The following is a 22,457-nucleotide window of genomic DNA, read 5'->3' as shown; positions in this document are numbered from 1 at the left end:
TTATGAATAATTCCCTGTTTCCTAATTGATTAAAATGCGGCCCGAAACCAGCGGCCCTAATGCACTGCCAAGGTCTCATCGGCCCGCTCCGACGCGGCAAAGTCCTCGGGTTGGTACTGGCGCAGGAAGGCCGGCCCGCTGCCCTCGAAGCGGCTGAAGGCCCGGCAAATGGCCGCAATGCGCCGCGACGACGTGCCGCCGTTCTGCCACGGGAGTTTGCGTTTCAGGTCGTCTACATCGAAATAGGAATGGACCGGCTTGCCCAACGCCAGGCCCACGTATACCACCGTCGAATATTGGGTGATGAGCTCCACGCAGTTGGCAATCATGTGGTCGGTGTTGCCTTCCGTATAAATAAGGGTGCCGGGCGGGGCGTGCTGCCTGATTTCGTCCACGGCGCGGGGCAGCGTCTCGTTGGGGTGCAGCTTGAAAATGAGGGGCCGGCCGGCCGCAATGCGGGCGCACTCCCGGATGAATTTGGGCCGGTTTTCGGGGGTGTAGGTTTCGCGCAGGTCGGAGGTGGCCACCAGCACGTAGCCGTGATGCGGAAAGTCATTGTGCCGCACCTGCTCGATGTTATCGAAGTTCGGGATGCCCGTCACGATGAGCTTGTTGCGGTCGACGCCCACGTAGTTGAAGTGCTTCCTGTAGCCTTCCGAGGCCACGCAGTAGATGTCGCAGCAGTTGGCCAGGCCGTTCAGGGCCGTGCCGATGGCCAGAATGGGCATCCAGTTGAGCTTGCGGATGAGGCGGCCCCACAGGTTGAGGGGGTCGGTCATGCCTTCCTGCACAAACACCGTTTTGGTGGCGCGCACCAGCGGCCAGGGCACAATCACGTCGGAGCAACACACGATGAGGTCGTAGGTGTTGCCAAACTGCCGGCCCTCAAAGTCGTTGTTCAGGCCATGCTCGGCCAGGTACTTATCGGCCTTGGCCTTGATTTTGCCGGTGACGATGGTGGGGTTCAGGCCACCCGTCCGGAGCAGGAATTTGTAGAAGCCGCGCATCCAGCCGTCGTAGTAAAGCTGGCTGAAATAGGGCTCGAATTCGTCTTCCAGCAGCTGCGCAATCTGGTGCATCTGCGTGGTCTGATTGGGTGAACCGATGAGAAACAGAACCTTTTTTCGGGACATGCAAGAAGAAAAGATGAAGTAACCGGGCCACAATTTTGCCGCCTTAGCGCCCCCACAACCCGCCAAGGCCGCCGCTGGTTTTGCAGCGGCCTTGGCGGGTTGTGGGGGCAGCAGGGCTCGCGGCCAAGTTACTTAACAGCCGACGAAGTAACGAGGCCAGGATGATGATGAGGATAAGCCCAGGTTAGCTAATTGCGAAGGCACTCACGTCATTACCCGGCCATATAAAAAGTGACCAAAAATCGTGGAATGGTCTTGTTGCGCCCGTTACCGCCGCCGGCCGATAGTTGGCTACAGGTCCTCATCGGGCAGCGCCAGCCAATAGGCCAGCACCGTGGGCGCCAGCCGGGACGCCATAAAATCAACCAGTCGGTGGCCCCGGGCTTCCAGCAAAAACCGTTTAAAGTCCGGCACCAGCCGGGCCGCCGCCGGGCCCCGGGCTTCGGCGCGGGCGCGGGCGGCGGCCGGCAACGACGCCAGCCAGGCCGAAAAATCGGCGGCGGTGGCGGCCACGTTGCGGGCTTGCCGATAGTACAGGTAAGTCACAAACGCGACGTCGCCGAGGGACCCGGCAGGCAGGGAAAACGTTGAATTTGAGTTCATGCTGGAACAAGAAAACGGTGGCTAAGCCGGGACTCTCAGCCCGGCGGCATTGCGCCCATGCAGAGGTATTGTAAAGTTCTGTCGCGTTTTTACGCGGTTTATCCTGATAAATACGGGTTGTTAATGAGGAACTTACTGAAAATGGGTTCCGCATAAATCGCGCGGCATCTTCCCCGGCCGGCTCAGACCATGCCGCTGCATCCGGCCGCTACTTTTTCAGCACGCGAATGCTGACCCGGCGATTGAGCGACCGGGTAGCCGGCGTCGTATTCGGCGATACGAAGTATTTGGCACCGTAGCCCTTGGCTTGCAGTCGGTCGAGGTCGATGCCCATATTGGCCAGGGCCAGCATGGCCGCGCGGGCCCGCGCTTCGCTCAGCTCCAGGTTGCTCAGCGCCACGCCGGTGCTGTCGGTGTAGCCCCCGATTTTCACCACCGATTTCGGGAAGGTTTTGAGAATGCTGGCGATGTTGCGCAGCTGCGGCATCGATTCGGACGTGAGGGTGGCCGAACCGGGCTCGAAATACACACGGTCAAAATTTATCCAGCCCTTGGTGCGGTTCACGGAATCGACCTGCACGGCGGCCGTCGCCAAAAAGGTGTACAAGCGGTTTTCTGAAGAGTTGGCCCCTACTTTCTGGTGGCTGCCGTCGGCCAGAGTCAGCAGGATGGGCCGGCCGGTGTCGTAGATGTAGGTATCGCGGTTGATGTCGTAGCGGCCCCCGGCTGGCTCGGGCCGGGGCGTGGGAGCGGGGCGGCTGGCGGCGGGGCGGGCCACCGCTACCGGGGCCGTTGTGGCAGTGGCCGCCGGGGCTGGAGCTGGGGCCGCCGCCGTAGCCACTGGTGGCGTTTCGTTGGCAGCAGGAGGCGCGGTCGTAATCGGGTCAGCAGGTTCGGAGGCAATAACTTCTGCATCAGGGGTAGCGGTAGTGGCCGTGCGTTCCAGTGGCCGGTTGGCCCGCCCGAAGTAGTCGCTCCCGAAGAAATAACCCAGCCCCACGGCCAGCAGCAGCAGCACCACGCCCCACTGCCAGCTCAGCAGCTTGCCGATGCCCTGAGGCCCGGCCGCAGGGGCGTACGCGGGCTCTTCGCGGGCCATGCGCACGGGGGCCGTCATGCGGGGCGGCACCGCCGCGGGTTGCCGCAGCGCGGCGGCCTGGCTGGGCTGTGTAACCAGCGCGCTGCTCCCAAAAGCCGGCAGCATGGCTGCGCTGATGGCATCTTTCTGCGATTGCAGCCATAGAATAAACTCCGAGGGCGTGAGGTCATTTTCGGCGGCAAATTTGCCCAGCACGCCCAGCACGGCCGTGGCTGCCACCTGCAGCAGCGTCCCGCTCGCCGTGGGCCGGATGCTGGCGTCAACGGCAATCTGGTTTACGGTGCTGCGGTACGTATCGCTCAGCAGGTCAAGTAGTAAGTTGGTGCCGCGCTCGTGCCAGTCCGCGCGGGCTTCCGATAGCTGCGTCAGCACTTCGGCGGCGTCGGCTTCCCGCACCATGTTGAGCAGGGCCGCGGGGGCCACGCCGCGCTCTACCTGGCTCAGCATCCCGTTGAGAACCAGCGGCACCGATTTACTCAGGGCCCGCTCAACTCCCGGCTCGGTTTCGTCGACCAACATGCTGAGCTGGCTGATAACCTTGCTAGTGAAGCAAAACTTTACTTTTTCTACCAAGTCGCTTTTCATTTCCATAATGATTGGTTGGTTGATAACTAATTGGTTTTCAATTGAAAAATCCTTATCAGCCCCCTTGGGTGATACAAGTGGAAGCGGCGGGCCTGAACGATATCCCGACGTGCTACTGGCTCAGGAAATGCTTCCTTCCATAGAGCACTGTGAATCTCATATACCGCTGCTTGGTGCAAATAATTCACTTTATAAGAATAAATATTGGTAAAGATGCATGATTTTGCTTGAATTATACCTTTTAAGTACGACCTTTTGGCGAAAATTATTTGACCAGCCAAATGCTCCAGTTCCGGCATGAGCTGGGTATCCCCGCGCTGAAGCATCCTTATACCGCAATGCATTGATTAAAATGGGCAAGCTCAGCCGCGCCGGAACGTGCGCATTGTTTTCCGGGCCCCGGCTGCGCTGTCCCGGGAAATACCGGGCCGTACCGGCCCTGCTAACGGGTTTGCTAGCCGGTGGCGCCGGCTTCGTGGCCTGCACCGAAGGCCCGCCACACGCGGCTCCCCCGGCGCCCCACTCGGCCCAGAGCTACGTGCGGCCCTACCCGGCGCCGTTTGGCTACGGGAGCAACCTGGGCTACTACGGCACCGCCTGGGCCGATGAGCAGCTGGCCGCCGCCGTGCGCGCGGCCGGCGGCACCACCATCCGCGTGTCCCTGCCCGAGGCGTTTCTGGAAAAGTGGGGCCCCAATGCCCGGCGCAAAGCCTTCGCCTACTACGCCGATTCGCTGGGCCTGCGCGACCTGGTGTGCTTTGTGGGTGAGCCCGCGCCCGCTCACCGCGACCCCGCGGCGTACCCCGGCTGCCCCGAGCCCTCCCGCCTGTTTGCCAACCTCTACGAGCCCATCTGGAACCCCGACAGCACCGTCAATCCCAACAATTACTACGCCCGCTACATCTACCAGCTCACCCAGCAGTACGGGGCCAATATCCGGGTATGGGAGGTGGTGAACGAGCCCGACTACATCACCGGCACCCAGAATAAGGAGTGGCTGAAGCGCGCCCCTGAGCCCGCCGAAACGCCCAACACCCTGGCGCCCATCTACTGCTACATCCGCACGCTGCGCATCACCTGGGAAGTGGTGAAGAAGTACCGGCCCGCGGCCTACGTCACGCCCGGCGGCCTGGGCTACCCGCAGTACCTCGACGCCCTGCTGCGCTACACTGACAACCCGCACGAAGGCACCGCCACCGCCGAATTTCCGGCTACCGGCGGGGCCTATTTTGATGTGCTCGACTACCACGTGTACCCGTCGTACTACCTGCGGCGGCGCGATTGGCGGCGGGCCGGCCGCTTCGCCTACACCCGCAATTCGGATTATGCCGCTGCGCAGGTTATCGAGCACCGCAATGGCATGGCCGCCGTGCTGCGCCGCCACGGCTACGACGGCCGCACGTACCCAGGCAAGCATTTCATCGTTACCGAAACCAACATCAGCCGCCGCCCGGCCGACTGGCGCGCCGGCTCCGACGAGATGCAGCGCAACTTCGGCATCAAGGCCCTGGTGCTGGCTCAGAAATACGGCCTCCGGCAGCTGCATTTCTACAGCCTGGCCGAAGCCACCGATGCCCCGCCGCCCGCCACGCCGGTTTCGGGCCCCGACGAATTCAAGCTGATGGGCCTCTACGAGAACCTGAACCGCGACGCTCCCGGCCACGAGAAAATGACCCAGCTCGGGCAGGCCTTCCGTGCCACGGCCCGGCTGCTGCAGGGCCTGCGCTACAGCGATGCCTCCACCGTTGCGCTGCACCTGCCCGTCGGCGTCGAAGGCGTGGCGTTTGCCGGTGCCGGCCGCACCGTATTTGTGCTGTGGGCCAAAACCCAGACCGACCAAAGCGAGGTTGCGGCGGCCACCTATGGTTTCCCTACTGCCTTGCACCTGGCCCACTTGGTCCAATACCCGTGGAACTATGCTGCCGCTGGCACCGTCGCCGTGCCAGACCCGCAGCGGGTGGCCCTGTCCGGCACGCCGGCTTTTTTTGTTGCGGAGCCGCCCGCTACCGTCGTGCTCACCAAATAGGCCGGTCTGGAACAATCAGCGCAATTAGTGTAATTCGTAATTCCTGCCACTGATGCAATCACCAGTAGCTGCTTTATTATTTATTTCTGTTGCTTGCCTGTCCGTCAGGCCACGCCAACTATTTACCCCGCGCCGCAACTCATATCATTAGCTCCGGCCTATTTTAAAGTAGTTTGCTGACTATAATATATTTATTATAAATTGTAAATAATAGCGTTGTTGGAATAGAAATTGGGCAAACGATACTAATGCTGAAATTGGATACCAAGGAGTTGATGTTCAATTTTTCGTCATTTCCGGATTTCGTTCGGAATTGTACTGCCGGGTTTGTAACTTGAGTAAATATTCCCACCTCGCGCAAGTATACCGTTACGTAAAAGGCAGTTTTTTTAAATTTATCGTGGGTTGCCTTTTACCCAAAGTCTATTCTGCCGACAAATGCAAAGCCGCGGCGCCTGTTGGCTGTCCCTTTGCACTCATCCTACTTAGTGGGCCATTCAAAAAATCAGCGTGCTGATGACGGGAAACCCACGTCCAATTCCTACTCACCTCAATTTTACTTGTGTATGATTAAGTACCTGACAAACAAAATCTTACTGACATTTATTCTGGGTTGTTCTCTAGCCTCTTCGGCTATTGGTCAGGTTACACCCGGTGCAGGCGAGCAAGCAGTTGCAATTAGCACCATTACGCCCAGCATTAATACCGGCCAGGATTATTCGCCCTGGCTCGATGACGACCTCAACAACCTGGTGCAGAATAACTGGAACCCCCTCAACTTCCAGTACATCGACGTGACGCTCCAGCTGCAGAGTCCCACGGTGCTCAGCCGGCTGTCGCTGTACGATTACCAAGGCGTATTTACGGCGCTACCGGCCACCATTTACGCCCAGAATGGCAGCCAGCGCACCCTGATTGGCACCTTTACCGGTGACCAATTCAACCAGTATGTAAGCTTGGTTGTGGCCGGTTCCGTGACGGCCGATGCCATTGTTATTCACAAATACTGCAACAACATTCCGGTTAAGGTCAAGGTATTCGGGCGAACCGGTACCACGCCTGCTACACCTACCACGCCCAACACGCCCCAGCCCGTGGCGGCCGTGCTCACCTTTGCGGCCCTGCCACCGCGCACGGCGGGCGACTCGCCATTTGCCCTGACGGCCAGCAGCACCAACACCGCTACGCCCATCACCTTCGCCTCATCGAACCCGGGCGTGGTGAGTGTTTCTGCGGTTTCGGGGCAGTGGCAGGCCACGGTAGTGGGAGCGGGCAGCGCCGTTATCACGGCCAGCCAGGCCGCCAGCTCCACCTGGCTGGCGGCAACCGCCAGCCAGGCGCAACTGGTGCAGGCGGCTCCGGTCACACCGCCGGGGGGCACCCCAACGGCGGGCCGAATCCCGTTGGATGCCTCGCGCTGGTACAGCCTGAATAATGCTTCAAACAACATTCAGGGCCTGTTTGATGGTTCGACCAGTACGGGAGTGGCGATGGGCTGGGGCAAGATACTTGACACCTACGACGCCTATTACACGCTGCTGCCGGGCGAGGCCATCAGCCTGGAAAGCATCCGGCTGTATGATTCGGGCAGTGGCAATCCCAGCCAACCCATGACGCTGTCGGTACTCACCAATTCCTGGCAGCGCGTGGCGGTGGCCACCTTCACCGGCGGCCACAACGGCCAATGGGTGGGCCCCGACCCCAGCCAGCCGGGCAATTTCCGCCTGAGCTCGCCCTTCAGCAACATCCGCGCGCTGGTCCTGACGGCCTCGTGGGCTTACCCCAACGAAATCGAGCTGTACGGCTCTTACGTGACCGGCACCCCCTTGCCCACCGCCGACCCCATGGCCCTGGCCGTGCAGAGACAAATAAAGCTGCGCCAGGAAATGGGCATCAACGCCTTCGAATGGGACCTGGAAGACCCCAACGTGCCCTATCAGATTGACGAGGCCCGGCTGGCGGCCGTCAAGAACTTCACCGGCATTCGGCACTACATGGACTGGGAAAAGCTGGAATCCAGCCAGGGCAATTACACTTTCAACCCCGTGCATAGCGGCGGCTGGAACTACGACGCCCTCTACCAGCGCTGCAAAGCCGAGGGCATTGAGGTGCTGGCCTGCCTGAAAACCCTGCCCAACTGGCTGCTCAACTCGTACCCCGGCGGCGAGCGCGACATGGAAAACGTGCCCGTGCGCTACGGGGCCGATTTCACCGACCCCAATTCCTACGGCGAGCAGGCCAAAGTGGCCTTCCAGTACATTGCCCGCTACGGCTACAACACCGGCGTGAACCCCAGCCTGGTGCACGTGGACGCCAGCACCCGCTGGCCCGGCGATGGCGTGAACCAGGTGCGCATTGGCCTGGGCTACATCAAATACATTGAGTGCGACAACGAGCGCGACAAGTGGTGGAAAGGCCGCAAAGCCTACCAAACCGGCCGCGAGTACGCCGCGAATCTGTCGGCTTTTTACGATGGCAACAAGAACACCATGGGGCCGGGCGTGGGCGTGAAAAATGCCGACCCCAGCGTGCAGGTGGTGATGGCGGGCCTGGCGTCGCCCAACACCGACTACGTGCGCGGCATGATAGACTGGTGCCGCCAGTACCGCGGCACCCGGGCCGATGGCTCGGTGGATTTGTGCTGGGACGTCATCAACTACCATTTGTATTCGAACGATGCCCGCACGTCGCAGGGTGGCAACGCTACCAGGGGCGCGGCCCCCGAGGTGTCGGAAGCCGGGCAGGTAGCCCAGGATTTTGTGCGTCTGGCCCACCAATACGCCCGCGACATGCCCGTGTGGGTGACCGAAACCGGCTATGATACCAACCAGGGCAGCCCGTTCAAAGCCATTGCCATCGGCAACAAGTCGGTGCTGCAAACGCAGGCCGACTGGATATTGCGTACCGCGCTGCTCTACGCCCGCTGGGGCGTGGAACGCATGTTCTTCTACCAGCTGGCCGACGAAGACCCGAATAACCCCACGCAGTTCAGCTCCATGGGCCTCATCAATACCGACCACACCCCCAAGCCCGCCGCTGATTTCCTGCGCCAGGCCACCCAGCTGCTGGGTAATTTTACCTACAAAGGCACCATCAATCGCGACCCGCTCGTGGACCGCTACGAGGCCAGCGGCCGCACCGCTTTTGCCCTGGTGGTGCCCGATGAGCGCGCCCGCACGGCCACTTACACCCTCGACCTGAGCGGCGCCGACTCGGCCTACGTCTACCATCCCGTCAGCGGCCAGCGCAACATGAGCCTGACCCGCGTGCGCACCCAAAACGGCCAGCTGCCCCTCACCGTGACCGAAACGCCCACCTTTGTAGTGGCCGGCGCCACCACCACCACGCCGCCCACCACTGGTTGTGCCGGCACCGGCTCTATTCAGTGGGAGCAGTGGACCAACATCGGCGGTACCGCGATACCCGCTATACCCACCAATACGCCCCCCAACAACACGCTCACTCTGACGCAGTTTGAGAGCGGCCAGAACGTCGGGGACAACTACGGCTCCCGTATTCGGGGCTACCTCTGTCCGCCGCAGGACGGCAACTACCAGTTCCGTATTTCGGGCGACGACGACTGTGAGTTGTGGCTAAGTACCGACGACAACCCGGCCAATAAAGTCCAGATTGCGGGCTTTTCGGGCTGGACCAATTACCACGAATGGGCCAAGTACAGCGGCCAGCAGTCGGCGGCCATTGCGCTGCTGGCGGGCCACCGCTACTACGTGGAGACGCTGCAAAAGGAGGGCGGCGGCGGCGACAACGTTTCCGTGGCCTGGACGCTCCCCAGCGGGCAGCAGGAAACGCCCATTCCGGGCCTGCGGCTGATACCTTTTGCCGCGCCGGCCGCCCGCACCGCCAAGGTGCTGGCCACTACCTCCGGCCAGCCGGGCCAGGCGCCCGAGCTGACGGTATACCCCAACCCGTTCACGAGCCAAACCACCATCGAGTTCAGCCTGCCCAGCGCCGGAACAGCCACCCTGGCCGTTTTCGATGCCCAAAACCGACTGGTGCAGCGCCTGTTCAGCGGGGCGGCCGAAGCCGGGGGGCGGCGGCATTTCACGCTTTCGGGCCTGGGGCTGGCGCAGGGTATCTACATCGTGCAGCTCATCACGCCAACTAAAGTGGTTACGCAAAAGCTGGTGCGCGCCGACTGATACAGTAATTAGCCGAGTGCTGCCACAATCAACAAGCCGGTCGTCTGGAAATCAGGCGACCGGCTTGTTGATTGTGACATTTCTCAACGACCGACCGAAAATTATCTGACAATTAAGCACCGCGGATGCACCGGCGTCAATCACTCAAACAGGTGTTACTTGTCAAAGTGCGGAGTGATAAACTTAGACAAAGCCTTGTCCAACAGTATTTTTTGCTGGTTTCCCCAGTGATGGAATACGGATTTATTACTTGGTAGCATCCGGCTTTGGGTTTGCATTCTTGCCAGTGGACCAAACCCAGAAACGCAAGATGGCAAATAGGACTCTTGGGTATTCAGTTTCCCGGCCGTAGGCGAGAATAAGGAGGCTTGTCATCCTCGCGCAACCTGAATAGTTGGAAATTACAGGTTCGATAAAATTGAATTTGGCTTTATTGATTATGGAATTGCTGGTTTCGTAATAATTTGGCTTTATGAGAAAGGAAGGCAGCACTTTCTCTCAGCTCAAAAACGGCCAAATCAATTGTTCCACGAAAGGTGATTGGGAGATACCTGTGTAGCGTAACGTAGCCATATATCGTGCTGGCCATTAAGGTAAATACAGAGGCTACCGCCGCCCCGTAGATATTGCCCATAACTTTGATACAAATAATATCAGCCAATACGTTTACCGTCAGGGCCAGAATGACTTTTATCAAATTCAGCTGCGGTTTATTAATGATATCGAGCGTAACACCCAAAAATCTTTCCAAAGGATAGAGCAGGGAGCACAGTAGGGCAATGCGGTAAATATTAGCTGCTTCAGTACTTACATATTTTCCCCCGCCAACCAGGCCCACAATTACGTCGGCAAAAACAAACATGGTGATGATAATGGGCACGAAGAGCAACGTGAGTAACACCGTGTATTTCTTCAGAATGTAGACGACTTCGGCCTCCCTGCGTTGGTTTACGGCGGTCGACATGCTCGGCATTGCCGTGGCTAAGCCGCTCCGCAAGGGTATTTCGATGATTTCCAGCAAGCGTTGCGGCAAATTATAAACCGCCAACGCCGCCGGCCCAATCATGAATTTGACGATAAACGCGTCGGAGCTACGCAGCAGGTTGGCGCATAGAAACGTGCCGAAACTGAACTTGCCGAAATGAAATATTTCCCGAACCGTCGCCTGAGTTCGGTGCCGGATGCTCGTGAGGCGGGCCCATCCGCCGGCTACTGCAACAAAACTGGTTAAAAAGGCACCAAAAATGAATGAATAAATAACTCCTTGCAAGTCGACAGCATGAAACAAATACAGGCTAAAAATCAGTATAATAAAAGAGCCCTGGTTAAGCAGGCGGATGTATAATATCCGGTCAAACCGCTGTTCAGCCTGCAAAATCCAGATGCTGACGTTGTAGGGAAGCGTAACGGCGAGGCTAATTCCAAACCATTTCATTACTACCAGAACCCCGGCGTCCGAAATCAACCCGATAAAAACGAATGCAATTATATTGATGACGATAAATATGCTGGTCACCATCAGGCCGATATACCAGGATGAGCCTGCTACGTCGCGTTTGCGGGTTTCGTCCGCGCCGGAATAAAATTTAATCAGGGCAGTTTGCAAAAGTCCCGTTCGAAAAGTATCCAACAGCAAGAATGCAAACTGAAAAAAAACCCAGTTGCCCATATCCGTTTCGGAAAGAAACCGGTAGAGGATAATATACGATAACATGCTGAAAACGGCCATTACGCCGTTGCCGGTCAACGACAAAAAGTGCCGATTTGTGAGGAGGGTTTTCATTCGGCCGCCGGTTGAGGGTGCTTGGCATTGCGCTTGGCGGCACTTGGGGCCTGATGAGGATGGGCAGGAGAGCCAAGGTGGTGAACTTCGTAATCGGCAATGGCGCGGTAGATTTTCGTCACGCTATTCTGCCAGGTGTGGGTGGCCGCAAAAGCGCGCCGTTTTTGCTGTTCAACCGGCCGGTCCTCTCGCAATGCCTGAGCAATTAGGGTGATGTAATCATCCTTTTTATCAGCTAGATAGGTGTGATTTTCGAATAACCCCATGGCCTCCGTGCGCGTAGCTACGACAGGCTTGCCTTGCGCCAGGTACTCGTCTACTTTGCGTGGGTAATTACCAATTGTCATCTCATTCACGAGCTGCGGATTTAAACACACATCAAAATGCTGGATGTAAGCCGGCAAAGCAGTTGGGGATTTCGCACCCAGAAAATAGACGTTTGGCAGGCCGTGCAAATCGCTGAATTTGAAAGTGTCATCCTCGGGACCAATGAGCACCAGGCTCCAAATCGGCTGCTGTTGACTGATATAGCGCAACGTTTCTATCGAAAGCCGCGAACTGACCAGGGCCCCGACGTAGCCAATAACAGGCCGGGGAATGGACTGCATATCCGCGGGTTGGGAAGCTTGCAGCTGCGAGCTTGGGTCAATATCACAGCCCTGCCCAATATCGAACGAAGCTGGATTATACTGTTTGCAATAGGCTGCAAGGTAGCTGGAATTGGCCACGCAGATGTCGCTTTTGGCAATAAGCTGGGGCTCCAGGCGCAGGCCGTGAGTCTTCCAGTAATCAACGGAAACCATGAAGTCACGCGAGTAATAAATACTAATCGCCGGACTCAGTAATTCTTTTAAGTAATAGCTGCGGAAAATATCGTTGTCGTTGAAAAGAATGAAATCCTTAAACGAGAGCTCGTCAATAGTCCTGAGAATTGACCTGGCAAAGCGACGATTATTTAGTTTATTGAAGAAGGTGTGAATGGCTCCCCCAGGCAGCCAATTTATGGATTCAAGCACCTCATTTGGGTATAATACCCACAGATTTTCAGCCACTAATTCCAGACCATTTTCCTTACCCCGTATCACGCGCAGCCTTTTCTGTATGGCAGGGGCTTTGCGGTCCTTAATGAGCGTGTTGCGGTCCAGAGGCGAATTGACGTATAATACGCGGTTATGCTTGCTGAATTCCAGGGCAATGTCCTTGCAGTTGCTGCCAATCTGCGTGTCCCAGGGCTGTTGGCCCACCACGATAATGTCCCGGTTATGAGTAATATTTGCCATGTTCAAGCGGAAACCCTGGTTCGGGAAGAGAGAAGTGAGTCGTCAATCACATTCAGGATTTCATCGTCATAATCTGTATCGAACTTTCGTGCAAATAGCTTCTGCGTTTGCCTAAGTTTGGGAGCATCGGTAATCGTTAGGGTTTTGGGATTTGCGCCGCCTTCCGACCAATCGATGTACCGGTAATTGTTATTTACGATGCGGTCTTTCAGGGGAGAATTCATGAGAATTGTGGCAATCAGGAATTCATCGGAGCCCCAGGTGAACTGGCTGAATCGATGCAGTTTGGTGTGCTTGTCGATAAAGTCAATTAAATAGGTCGCGCAGTCGGTTCCCATGGTCCACCACGACCCATTGGGCCCGCCATATAACGTGTAGGGCAGGGGGAATTTGCGCTTGGGCAAGAGGCCGTTGATGATGGCCTGTAGCTTGTATTGGCCCTTGAAATCGAAATAAGTAGTATGATATTTTTCGACCCGTTGGATGGCATGGCTCCACCAGTTTGACCCTTCGCGCTCAAAAGACAGAAAAGAAAAACCGACGTGCCGGGCAAAAAAATTATAGATGTCCCCAACCGGTTTAATGGGGTAATCTTGGCCGCTGAGCAGATTGATGAAGTCATACTCTCTTGGAGTCGTTAAAATTTCCCGAACGCCCTGCATAATTGCCTCGGTAAACCGGTAGGATGCCCACCGAACCCAAAACCTTTTTTTAATAAAATATACCCGAGGTAGTGCTGCCAGATGTACAAAATCACTCATTTCTGCCTTTGCATCAATATGCAGATAAAAATCAAAATCCTCGTGCGACAACGCTCTAATCATGCGTTCCACCTGGTCTGGGTTCTTATGAACCATTATAAGATGAGCTATTTTCATCACAGGATAGTGTTGAATAAATAATCAGACTAAATCTTAATCCAAAGCCAGCGCTTCGCGGTGCGTTCGGGTTGCTTTTTCCCATGCGGCTGGTTGAGCCTTTTTGATAAAACGCCAGAAACCAGCAAATACCGCCACGTTCATCATGCAGAAGTAGAGGGGCACCACCAGGGCTTTGCTGGCCGTGCTTTCGGTGCGCCAGCCCTGCCACGCGGCCAAATAAAATGCTGCCTGCAACGCAAAAAACAGCCAGTAAAAGCCGCCCTCCAGCCAAGCCAGCCCCGCGCTAAGCGGCAGGAGCAGGGCCAGCGCCACGGGCGCAACACTCCAGCGCAATACCCGGTGCGAGATGTACAGAAACGTGGCCAATGGCTGGTTAAAGGGGTTTAGCAAGCCTTTGAGGCGGCTCATGGCTTGCCAGCCGCCCGCGCAAATCCGCACCTTGCGCTCCATTTCTTCGGCCAGCGACGCCGAGGGCTCTTCGGTGGCAAAGGCCTCGGGCTCGTAGACGACCGTGTAGCCCTGCTCCACAATGCGCAACGACTGCACGAAATCGTCGAGAATAGTATCCGGCTCCAACGGCCGAAATAAATCCGAACGGAACGACACCAATTCGCCAGCGGCGCCCATTAGGCTGTGTACGGCGGAGTCGCACCTTTTGAGGAAGGATTCGTATTTCCAATACAGGCCTTCGCCGGCACCTGGTTTGGTCGTGTCCGCGCGCACTTTTTTCTCTCCCGATACTGCACCTACTTGCGGGTTCTGGTAATGCTTTACCAACTCGCGGATGGCCTGCGGATTAAGGTGGGTGTTGCAGTCAGTAAATACCACATAAGGCGTTGTAACAAACTCCATTGCCCGGTTTTCAGCCATGGATTTGCCACCCCTGATGGGTGAATGCAAATGCTGGATTGACGGGTAGCGCGCCAGAATCTGCCCGGAATTATCCTTGGAGCCGTCCGTAATAAACAGCATTTTGAATTTGTCGGCGGGGTAATCCAACGCCAGGCAATTTGTTATTTTAGCTTCTATAATTGCGGCCTCATTATAAGCCGGCACTATCAGGGTTACGGCTGGCGCGAAGGGTTGGAATGCGCTGCTTTTTTTGCGGAAATTAATCAGCCGGGCTAATGCCCAGACCACCAATCCATAACCAAGGTAGGTGTAAACTACTACGCCAAACGCAATGCAGAACAGAATGTAGAGAGTCGTCATCATACAGTAAAGGAGGTATTGGCAATTGCTCGTGTTTTTACCTATTGCCGGTTTTTGAGCACGTTATTCGGCTGCTTCAGCTTTTTGTGCGCTTTCATTCCGCTGATAACCCCGAGGATTAAGCATACAATCGCGGGCAGGGCAAATATTTCGAATGGCATAGCTTATTTCTATTTAAAATTGGTGCTATGAACCCGGGCTTTGTGTGGCGTTGCCAGGAAAGAAGTCTTTGTGCGGTTTATTCGGAATAAGGCCAGACACATGCAAAAAATAGCGTAGGGTAGCCGCACGATTGCACTGAACAACTGCCAGTTATACAAACGGCCGGGCAGGGCCAGCAACAGCGTTGCAGCCAGCAGCAGCAGCAGTCCCGCCCAAAAGCCTGGGGTGGGCCCGATGGGAATTATAAGCGCCTGAAGAAAAAAGATTCCAAGAATGCCAATCAGTAATGTCCTGGGTACCAAAAAAGTCTGAACTGACTTGTTGAAAAACTCAACATTTCGAAATTTGACCAGCTGAGTAATTCCCTCGCCAGCGTATTTCTTCAGAAATTCTAATTGGGAAGCCAGCCAACGGGTGCGCTGCCGGGTAAATACCTGCGCATCTTCAATTTTTTCGTCATAGACGTACGTATTGTCTAAATAGCAAACTTTGACCTGGTCACGGGCGATGCGAAAGTCCATTTCTTTATCCTCGCCCACTGTTTCGCCGATGCCGGCCAGCAGCTGTTTCAGGTAAGCGTAATCGAAGGCCATTCCGGAGCCAATCAGGGCGGAGGACAGACCAATTGAGAAGGGGCCTTTGCGGTAGATGTGGTTGTTGATTTCTTCGTTGCAGGAATCCAGAAGGGCGAAAGCGGTGTCGTTATTGAGGGCCGTTCGATGGGTTTGGACCACCCGGTAGCCTGCCGAAAACGCGCTATTTATGTGGTTCAGGCAATCTTTCCCCATAATGTTGTCGGCGTCGAGTACCAGGGCGATGTCGTAGGCGTGCGGCGGCAGCACGCTGAGGGCCTGCAGGAGGGACTTGCCCTTGGTGCTTCTTTCAAAAGCCACTTCAACCACTTGGGCGCCTTGCCATTGCAAAAGCTGCACCGTGCCGGGCCGCAGCCCGTCGGCAATCACCACTACCTGAAATACCCCTTCGTATTGGTGCCGCAGGGCCACTTTGGTGGTTTCCAGTATTACGTCATCGGCGCGGTAGGCGGGAATGAGCACGCCGATGCTGCGCAGGCGGGCGGGCGGGCCGGTAGGGCCGGGCGCCCGCCGCGGCTGCGGCCGACGGAGCCCCGCAACGGTGAAAAACAGCAAATAGAGACAATTGAGCAATAAAAATGCTCCCATCAGGTACAGGAAATAATTCAGAACGGATTCAAGAGTCAGCATCGGAAGTTGCTTCAGTTTGGGAGGGGAGATACGGGCCGGCGCTACAGGCCGCCGGGGTGCTGCAGGTGCCAGCTCAGGCCCCGGCCCAGGGCTTTCAGGTGGGTCCATTCGCGGTGTAGGGAGTGGGCAAAGGCCTTTTTGGGCAGCGCGGCCGCCAGGAAAACGAATGTGCTGGTCCAGCGGGCCCAGCCGTTAAAATTCCGGCGGATGAACAGCAGCCGGTTGCGGTTCATGTAGTAGGTTTTTAGCACCGAAGCCTTGCCGACGGAAGTGGATTCTTTGTGGTAAATGGCCGATTCGGCTACGTAGTGGCACGAATAGCCCGCCCGCTTGATGGATTCGCACCAATCCAGCTCTTCGTAATAGAGGAAATACACTTCCGGCATGGGGCCGACGGCTTCGATTACCCGGCGGGGCACCATCATGGCGGCGCCATCGGCGAGCTGGGTGGGGCGGGAGCGGTTGTGCTGGCCCCGGTCGGGCTCCAGCTGGCCGATGGTGATGCTGCGGCCGGTCCAGGTGTTAATGCCTTGTGAGCCAGCATATTGAATCAGGTTGTCGGTGCCGTAGTAGAGGATTTTGGGCGAGGCAATGCCCGCCGTGGGGTTGCGCTCAAACAGCTGCACCAACGGCTCGATAAAGCCGGGGTCAACTTCGGTGTCATTGTTCAGAAACAGTATATACTCGCCTTTGGCAACCGCCAGGCCAAGGTTATTGCCCCCGGCAAATCCTAAATTCTGGCCCGATTGAATGAATTTAACCTGCGGAAATTGCCGCGTAATTAGCTGCGATTCGTCGTTGGGCGAGGCATTGTCCACCACAATTATTTCGATGTTCGGGTAGGTCACTCGCAATAACGACGCGACCATTGCGCAGGTGACCTGGGCCTGGTTGTAGTTGATGGAAATGACGGAAACCAGGGGAGTGACCACGGGCTGAAGAAGTTAGGATTTGGAGAGAGCGGCATCGAACCGGGGACTCAGAAACACAAAGGCCCAGGAGATGTACACGACGAGGGCCGAGGGCATGAAATTGATGACCTCGTTGCCGTAGCTGCACAGCAGGCTGCCAGCCACCCCGGCCGTGAGCGCAATGAGCTTGGTTTTGAGGCGCTGGTCCCGCGTGCTCCAGGCTATGCCGCAGCATTTGCCCAGAATGTAGAGCTGGATGCTCAGCCAGATAACGAACCCGACGATGCCGTACATGGCCCACACCTTCACCCAGTAGCTATCGGGCGGAATGGTAGACAACATCTTGTCGGAGTTGTACTTAATGCCCGAATTGCCAATGACGCCCACGCCGCCGCCCAGCGGATGGCCGGCGAGGTAGGTGCGCAGGCGGAGCTGATTTTTGAGCCGGACGTTGAACGAGGCGTCGTTCGGGTCCAGCGCCGTGCGCATGCGGTAGATGTTGTAGTTGCTGTCGCCAATTTTGGTGTATTTGACCACGTAAAAGCACCCAAGCGCAATGGCCGACCCCAGCACAAAGGCCTTGATGTTCTTGCTGATAAGCAGCGCCACCCCGATGCCGCTGCCCAAGGCAAACATGGCCCCGCGCGTGCCCGAAATGAGCATGCCCACCACCAGAACCAGCGCGGCCGCCGCCAGCAGCGCCCTTTTCCACTTTGCGAACGGCCCGAAGGCCAGGATGAGGGCCACCAAAGCGATGTGGGCTTGCGAGGCGCCGAACTGGCCCGCGTCGCTGTAGAAGGAAAAAACCCGCAGCTTGCCCCAAAGCAGGTGAGTTTTGGCGTTTTCATTGAGGTAAATCTGCTCGCCCGGCGACAGGCCGATGTAAAGCTGCTTCAACCCATTGAGCGCGCCCAGCACGGACAGCGAAATAATCAGAATCAGAAACAGGTCCAAATCCTTCCGCGTGTTGAAAATGAGCATGCTCAACGGCACGCACAAAAACCAGTAGAGCGAGGCGCTTCTAAATTCCAGGAACCAGCCCGCCACGCTTACCCCGGCGGGGTTGCCCAATTCCAGGATATTCAGCACGAACCAGAACAAGCTCAGCTTGCACAGGTCGTTGTTGATGTTGGACCACTGAAATTGGGTGTGGTTGAACGCCACCGCCACCCAGGTCACCACCAGCAGGCCATCCACGGCCATGCCGTAGGGAACGGTGCCGCCCACTTCACGGGCAATGATGAAGAACAGGAAACAGTAGCCAATGAGCGCGATAATTCCCCGCCTGGGGTTGTAAAACAGCGCGATAAGAAAAGGCACCACCACGGCCACCGTTATCAGCAGGCCCGGCACCAGCAGCCCCATCCGCGCCGTGAGCCACCCGATGACGATGGCCAGCACGATGCCCACGGGCACGTACAGCGCTTTCAGGCGGGGGAGGACGGACGGGGAGAGGGGGTACACGGAGGACGGTTTTGGGGAACGGAAAGCGGTTTTGGCAGCCCGCCGGGGCCGTTAGTTGAGCAGGGCCTGCGGCGGATAGGGAGGCAGCGCCGGGGCGTAGGCCGGGCTGGTGCCGCGGGTGCGCGCCCCAATGAATTCGATGACGTATTCCGGCAGCACGCCATTGAGAATGATTTCGATGGGGGCCTTGGTGACGGTGCGGATGCTCTGGAAAACGGCCTTATCGGCCTGGGTCCAGGTGCGTTCGGCGCGCACGGCCACCAGTATCAGGTCGAGGCCCTGCAGCAGCGAGGCCGGGTAGGTGGTTTCGAGCAGCGCCGGAAATTCGATGATGATAACCGAGTCGCTGTGCACGGCTTTGCCCGCGATGTCGGCCACGGTTACGCCTTTCGCCAGGCCCTGCAGAGGGGAGTAAAACTGGGTGTCGTCGTTCGGAATAACTTGCAGCGCGTGGTCGTTCGGAAACAAACTCAGCGTCTTGATGCCCATGTCGTTCAGGTTGGCGGCCAGGCTGCAGCATATTTCGGTTTTGCCCTCGGTGAACTGGGTGCTCAACACCCCGATGATGTAGGGCTTTTCGATGTTGACTTTGCGCTGAAATTTGAGCAGCAGGTGCCGGGCCAGGTGGTCCTCGGCGCGCTTGGCGTGGTCGTTCGGCGTGGGCTTGGGGCCGGTGGGCTTGGGGATGATGCCGGCCACCGGAAAGGTGGTGACGGCCGCCGCGTGGGCCGGGTTTTGCAGCGAGTTATCCAGCATACCAACCGTCACCACGCCGGCCCCCGTCAACAGAAAAGCCCCAAGGAAGCCACCAATCAGCAGCATCATCAGCTTGGAGCCGGTGCTGGTGAGGGGCAGGTACGGCGGGTCAACCACCCGCAGCTGCGAGGCCAGCACGCCATTTTGCTGCGACAGCTTGCTTTGCTTCAGGCCTTCCATTTGGGAGAGGTACTCCTTCTCGGCCACCTCCACTTCGCGGCGAATCTTGCGGATTTCGGCCCCCAGCGGCACCAGAGCGTTGTATTGGCCAGCCGAGGCCTGCTTTTGCTGGCGCATCAGGTTCAGCTGACTTTTCAGGTCTTCCACCTGCAGGGTGTTCTTGCTGTAGTCGCTCAGCAGCTCTTTCACGTTCACGCCGCGCACCGAGTGGGTGTCGGCATATTCGCCGTTCACGGCGTCGCTCATCCGGGTGGTGAGCTGGTCGGCCTGTTGCTTGAGGCGGGCCAGGCGGGCCGGGGCGCCCGGCACGGCGTTGCCCACCAGCTCCAGCTCCGAAATCTGTTTGTTGAGCCCCGAAAGCTGGCTGCGCAGCCGAATGATTTCCTGGCTTTTCAGGTTGGACCCCCCCCGGTGGCCCAGGGTATTCTCCACCGATTTGAGTGTGGAGAACGCGCCGGCGTACTGCATTTCCAACAGGTTGTACTTGTCAGCGGCCAGCTGCCGCTCATCCGTCGAAGCAGAAATCTGCTTTTCATAGTCCACGATGTTGTGCTTCTGGTGGAAAGCCAGCAGCCGCTGCTCGGCTTCCTGCAGCCGCTTGTAAGCCTTCTGCGCCGATTGGTCGAAATAGTTGACCACCGTCTCGTTCTGCCCCGTAAACAGCTCCTTGTGCTTGCGAATGGACACATCGATGAGAATTTCCAGGGTTTTCTGGCAGATTATCGGGTCCGTGGTGGTGTACTCAATCTGCACCAGGTCGCTGTCTTTTACCCGCGCCGCCGTGATGGCCCACAGCGCCTCTTCCGAATAAAACGCCACCTTGGAATTGACCAGCCGGTACACCGGGTTGCGCGGCCCCGCCTGAAAGGCCGTCCGTACCCGGGCCGTGGTTTCTTCCAGGGTGGCCCCCAGCAGGCGGGCACGCACGGGCGCCGGCAGCAGCTGGTCGGGGGCGCTTTTGGTGCCGAACAGCCGGTGCAGCAAGCCGCCCGGCGCCCGGCTCGCCGTGGCCCCGGCGGCGGGCGCTCCGGGCTGGGGCATGTAGCCGGTGGGGTCGGTCATGAGGTGCCAGGCCAGCAGGCGCAGGCACACTTCGTCCCGCGTGTCCCGCGAATTGATGAGCGAGAGCAGGTTGTCGAATCCGGTGCTGGTGGCGCTCCAGCCGCCGCCGCCGTCGTTGTTGCCGCCCTCAATTTTGTAGCCTGACGCAATGCCGGTGTAAATGACCGTATCCGACTTGTATTTCTTTTCCTGAAACCGCGAGAAGAAAAAAATGGAAACAGCCGTGGTCACGGGCACCAGCACCAGCAGCAGCCAGTGCCGCCGCATGAGTCGTAAGAATTCTCTTGCTGTCATTGTCCTTGCATTAAGGTGTTGATGGACATGCCAATCAGGTCTTCCATCAAAAGCACCGCAGTTTGATATTTGCTCTTCGCCTCTGCATCCGCCAGCACTGCCCGGTTGTAGAAATCAATGGCCGTAATCTGCTCATCGACCTGAATTTCGCCTTCCTTGAATTTCTTGTCGGCTATTTTCTTATTGATGCCCGCCGACTGCAGCGCGTCCTGATAATGCTGCATTTCGACGCGGGCCAGCACCAGGCCCTGGTATTGGGTGATGACGTACTGCCGGATTTTGCTTTCCATACCGCTGCGCTCCGCCTCGGCCTCGTTGAGTATCAGCTCCTGGCGGCGCACCGTGCTGCGGCGGCCGCTCAGCACATCCAGTGGCACCACCGCGTTCACGCCCACCGAATACACCGCCCGCAGGCCCTGCGAAAAGGGGTTGACGATGTACGCGGGGCGCGTGCTGGCATCGGCCGTGGCGAAGTAGGGCAGCGAACCGTAGTTGTAGCTCGAAGCCAGCGAAAACATATTCAGCATCTTTTTCCGCGCCAGCACCACGTCTTCGCTGGCTACTCCTTTGGCCGCATCCAGGCGCGCTATTTCGGCCGAGTGCTTGATGGCCGCGTCGTACAGGCGGGGCAGCGCCAGCCCGGGCGAGCTGAAGAAAGCCACCGCGCCCGCCGGGCTCGCCTCGCTTTTGGCCGGGACGGTCTGGGCCCGCCCAGTGCCCACGAAACCCAATAACAGAAGAACAAGCAGATTTTTCATTACACGTTTTCTTGCTGAAACAGAGCGGGAAAAGTGCGGAGCAGGATGAACAAATCGCCCTTGAGGGAATGATTGCGGGCGTATTCCAGGTCCAGGGCTTTGCGCTCCTCTTCCGACATGCCGTCCTTGCCGCGCTTGCTCACCTGCCACAGCCCCGTGATGCCCGCCGGGGCCATGAAACGAGCCGCAAACTGGTCAGTCGTCAGCTTTTCGGCCTCGTAGACGGGCAGGGGCCGGTTGCCGATAATCGACATATCGCCCCGCAACACGTTGAACAGCTGCGGCAGCTCATCAATGCTGGTATTGCGCAGAAGGGTGCCCACGCGGGTAATGCGCGGGTCATCCACGATTTTGATGAAGGCCGGCACGCTGCTGTTTTTCTGCTGGGCGCGGTACTGCTTTTCGCACACCACCCGGCCTTGTTTGTCGATGAGCTGGGCCTGGCATACATCGCCGCAGGCGCAGGCACCCTGCGCCGCCGGGGCGTTGGTAGCTTCCAGGCTGGCAGCGCCCTGGTACTGGTTCAGCCCTTTCATCGAGCTCAGCAGCTGGTCCGCATCCTGGCGCATGGAGCGGAATTTCCAGAACCGAAAAATCCGGTAGCCGGTCCCCACGCGGTACGAGTAGTAAAATATTGGCCCGCGCGATTCGAGCTTGATAAGTAGCGCCACCACCGCAAACAGCGGCAGCAGGCACAGCAGGCAGATAAGGGCAAAGGCCACGTCGAACACCCGCTTGCTCGTGGAAGTAGCCACCGTGAACGGCACCGCCGGCTTGGGAGCGGGGCGGGGCTGCGTCCGAATGCGCCAGTTGGGGAGTAGGCGCGCCGCCGGGGGCTTGGCCGAATAGTCGTTTTTTAGAAGTGCTTCCATAAAAATTCAGGAA

General features: G+C 57.8%; 15 protein-coding genes. 2 read left to right on the top strand and 13 right to left on the bottom strand.

Annotated features, from left to right (window positions below):
* Positions 1-56: 56 nt before the first annotated feature.
* The 3 genes from J4G38_RS18055 to J4G38_RS18045 all read right to left on the bottom strand — a co-directional run bounded on the left by J4G38_RS18055 (position 57) and on the right by J4G38_RS18045 (position 3,426).
* Positions 57-1,133 carry a glycosyltransferase family protein gene (locus tag J4G38_RS18055; protein WP_210520361.1) on the bottom strand — a complete coding sequence of 359 codons (1,077 nt, stop codon included), beginning with the start codon at positions 1,131-1,133 and terminating at the stop codon, positions 57-59.
* 291 nt (positions 1,134-1,424) lie between these two features.
* Positions 1,425-1,736, bottom strand: a complete 312-nt coding sequence (locus J4G38_RS18050) for a hypothetical protein (RefSeq protein ID WP_210520363.1) — start codon at positions 1,734-1,736, stop codon at positions 1,425-1,427.
* 208 nt (positions 1,737-1,944) lie between these two features.
* The gene (locus J4G38_RS18045; protein ID WP_210520365.1) at positions 1,945-3,426 is read right to left on the bottom strand and encodes an OmpA family protein; all 1,482 of its coding nucleotides are present in this window, start codon (positions 3,424-3,426) and stop codon (positions 1,945-1,947) included.
* Positions 3,427-3,871: 445 nt separating this feature from the next.
* On the opposite strand from J4G38_RS18045, the gene J4G38_RS18040 reads away from it, so the two are divergent.
* The gene (locus tag J4G38_RS18040) at positions 3,872-5,446 is read left to right on the top strand and encodes a hypothetical protein (protein ID WP_210520367.1); all 1,575 of its coding nucleotides are present in this window, start codon (positions 3,872-3,874) and stop codon (positions 5,444-5,446) included.
* A gap of 566 nt (positions 5,447-6,012) precedes the next feature.
* Complete coding sequence (locus tag J4G38_RS18035; protein WP_210520369.1) at positions 6,013-9,606, top strand: PA14 domain-containing protein; 3,594 nt, start codon at positions 6,013-6,015, stop codon at positions 9,604-9,606.
* A 430-nt stretch (positions 9,607-10,036) separates the two neighbouring features.
* Here J4G38_RS18035 and J4G38_RS18030 read toward each other — a convergent pair whose 3' ends face one another.
* The 10 genes from J4G38_RS18030 to J4G38_RS17985 form a co-directional block, all read right to left on the bottom strand.
* Positions 10,037-11,389 carry a lipopolysaccharide biosynthesis protein gene (locus J4G38_RS18030; RefSeq protein ID WP_210520370.1) on the bottom strand — a complete coding sequence of 451 codons (1,353 nt, stop codon included), beginning with the start codon at positions 11,387-11,389 and terminating at the stop codon, positions 10,037-10,039.
* Positions 11,386-12,669 (bottom strand): glycosyltransferase, encoded by a 1,284-nt coding sequence (locus J4G38_RS18025; RefSeq protein ID WP_210520371.1) that lies wholly within the window; start codon positions 12,667-12,669, stop codon positions 11,386-11,388. The genes J4G38_RS18030 and J4G38_RS18025 overlap by 4 nt, the downstream gene beginning before the upstream one ends.
* A gap of 2 nt (positions 12,670-12,671) precedes the next feature.
* Complete coding sequence (locus tag J4G38_RS18020; RefSeq protein ID WP_226163537.1) at positions 12,672-13,547, bottom strand: beta-1,6-N-acetylglucosaminyltransferase; 876 nt, start codon at positions 13,545-13,547, stop codon at positions 12,672-12,674.
* A 36-nt stretch (positions 13,548-13,583) separates the two neighbouring features.
* Positions 13,584-14,765, bottom strand: a complete 1,182-nt coding sequence (locus J4G38_RS18015; RefSeq protein WP_317198213.1) for a glycosyltransferase family 2 protein — start codon at positions 14,763-14,765, stop codon at positions 13,584-13,586.
* A 167-nt stretch (positions 14,766-14,932) separates the two neighbouring features.
* A complete protein-coding gene (locus J4G38_RS18010) occupies positions 14,933-16,255 on the bottom strand; it encodes a glycosyltransferase (protein ID WP_210520373.1) in 1,323 nt (440 codons plus the stop codon).
* On the bottom strand, positions 16,189-17,079 hold the full coding sequence (locus tag J4G38_RS18005) for a glycosyltransferase family 2 protein (RefSeq protein WP_210520374.1): 891 nt from the start codon (positions 17,077-17,079) through the stop codon (positions 16,189-16,191). The genes J4G38_RS18010 and J4G38_RS18005 overlap by 67 nt, the downstream gene beginning before the upstream one ends.
* 12 nt (positions 17,080-17,091) lie before the next feature.
* Positions 17,092-18,522, bottom strand: a complete 1,431-nt coding sequence (locus J4G38_RS18000) for an O-antigen ligase family protein (protein ID WP_210520375.1) — start codon at positions 18,520-18,522, stop codon at positions 17,092-17,094.
* A 51-nt stretch (positions 18,523-18,573) separates the two neighbouring features.
* Positions 18,574-20,814 carry a GumC family protein gene (locus tag J4G38_RS17995; protein ID WP_210520376.1) on the bottom strand — a complete coding sequence of 747 codons (2,241 nt, stop codon included), beginning with the start codon at positions 20,812-20,814 and terminating at the stop codon, positions 18,574-18,576.
* A complete protein-coding gene (locus tag J4G38_RS17990) occupies positions 20,811-21,572 on the bottom strand; it encodes a TolC family protein (RefSeq protein WP_210520378.1) in 762 nt (253 codons plus the stop codon). The genes J4G38_RS17995 and J4G38_RS17990 overlap by 4 nt, the downstream gene beginning before the upstream one ends.
* Positions 21,572-22,444, bottom strand: a complete 873-nt coding sequence (locus tag J4G38_RS17985) for a sugar transferase (RefSeq protein WP_210520380.1) — start codon at positions 22,442-22,444, stop codon at positions 21,572-21,574. Before J4G38_RS17985 ends, J4G38_RS17990 begins: the two co-directional genes overlap by 1 nt.
* Between the last annotated feature and the right edge of the window lie 13 nt (positions 22,445-22,457).

The organism is Hymenobacter terricola, assembly GCF_017921975.2.
GTDB lineage: Bacteria > Bacteroidota > Bacteroidia > Cytophagales > Hymenobacteraceae > Hymenobacter > Hymenobacter terricola.
The sequence above is the reverse complement of the archived record's forward strand: the minus strand, read 5'-3'. Positions and strand labels throughout refer to the sequence as shown.

Bases quoted from the DNA above. Each gene is read 5' to 3' on its own strand.
- J4G38_RS18020 (WP_226163537.1), bottom strand. From the start codon at position 13,547: ATGAAAATAGCTCATCTTATAATGGTTCATAAGAACCCAGACCAGGTG.
- J4G38_RS17995 (WP_210520376.1), bottom strand. From the start codon at position 20,814: ATGACAGCAAGAGAATTCTTACGACTCATGCGGCGGCACTGGCTGCTG.
- J4G38_RS18045 (WP_210520365.1), bottom strand. From the start codon at position 3,426: ATGGAAATGAAAAGCGACTTGGTAGAAAAAGTAAAGTTTTGCTTCACT.
- J4G38_RS18050 (WP_210520363.1), bottom strand. From the start codon at position 1,736: ATGAACTCAAATTCAACGTTTTCCCTGCCTGCCGGGTCCCTCGGCGAC.
- J4G38_RS18025 (WP_210520371.1), bottom strand. From the start codon at position 12,669: ATGGCAAATATTACTCATAACCGGGACATTATCGTGGTGGGCCAACAG.
- J4G38_RS17990 (WP_210520378.1), bottom strand. From the start codon at position 21,572: ATGAAAAATCTGCTTGTTCTTCTGTTATTGGGTTTCGTGGGCACTGGG.
- J4G38_RS18055 (WP_210520361.1), bottom strand. From the start codon at position 1,133: ATGTCCCGAAAAAAGGTTCTGTTTCTCATCGGTTCACCCAATCAGACC.
- J4G38_RS18010 (WP_210520373.1), bottom strand. From the start codon at position 16,255: ATGGACCCACCTGAAAGCCCTGGGCCGGGGCCTGAGCTGGCACCTGCA.
- J4G38_RS17985 (WP_210520380.1), bottom strand. From the start codon at position 22,444: ATGGAAGCACTTCTAAAAAACGACTATTCGGCCAAGCCCCCGGCGGCG.
- J4G38_RS18015 (WP_317198213.1), bottom strand. From the start codon at position 14,765: ATGATGACGACTCTCTACATTCTGTTCTGCATTGCGTTTGGCGTAGTA.
- J4G38_RS18035 (WP_210520369.1), top strand. From the start codon at position 6,013: ATGATTAAGTACCTGACAAACAAAATCTTACTGACATTTATTCTGGGT.
- J4G38_RS18030 (WP_210520370.1), bottom strand. From the start codon at position 11,389: ATGAAAACCCTCCTCACAAATCGGCACTTTTTGTCGTTGACCGGCAAC.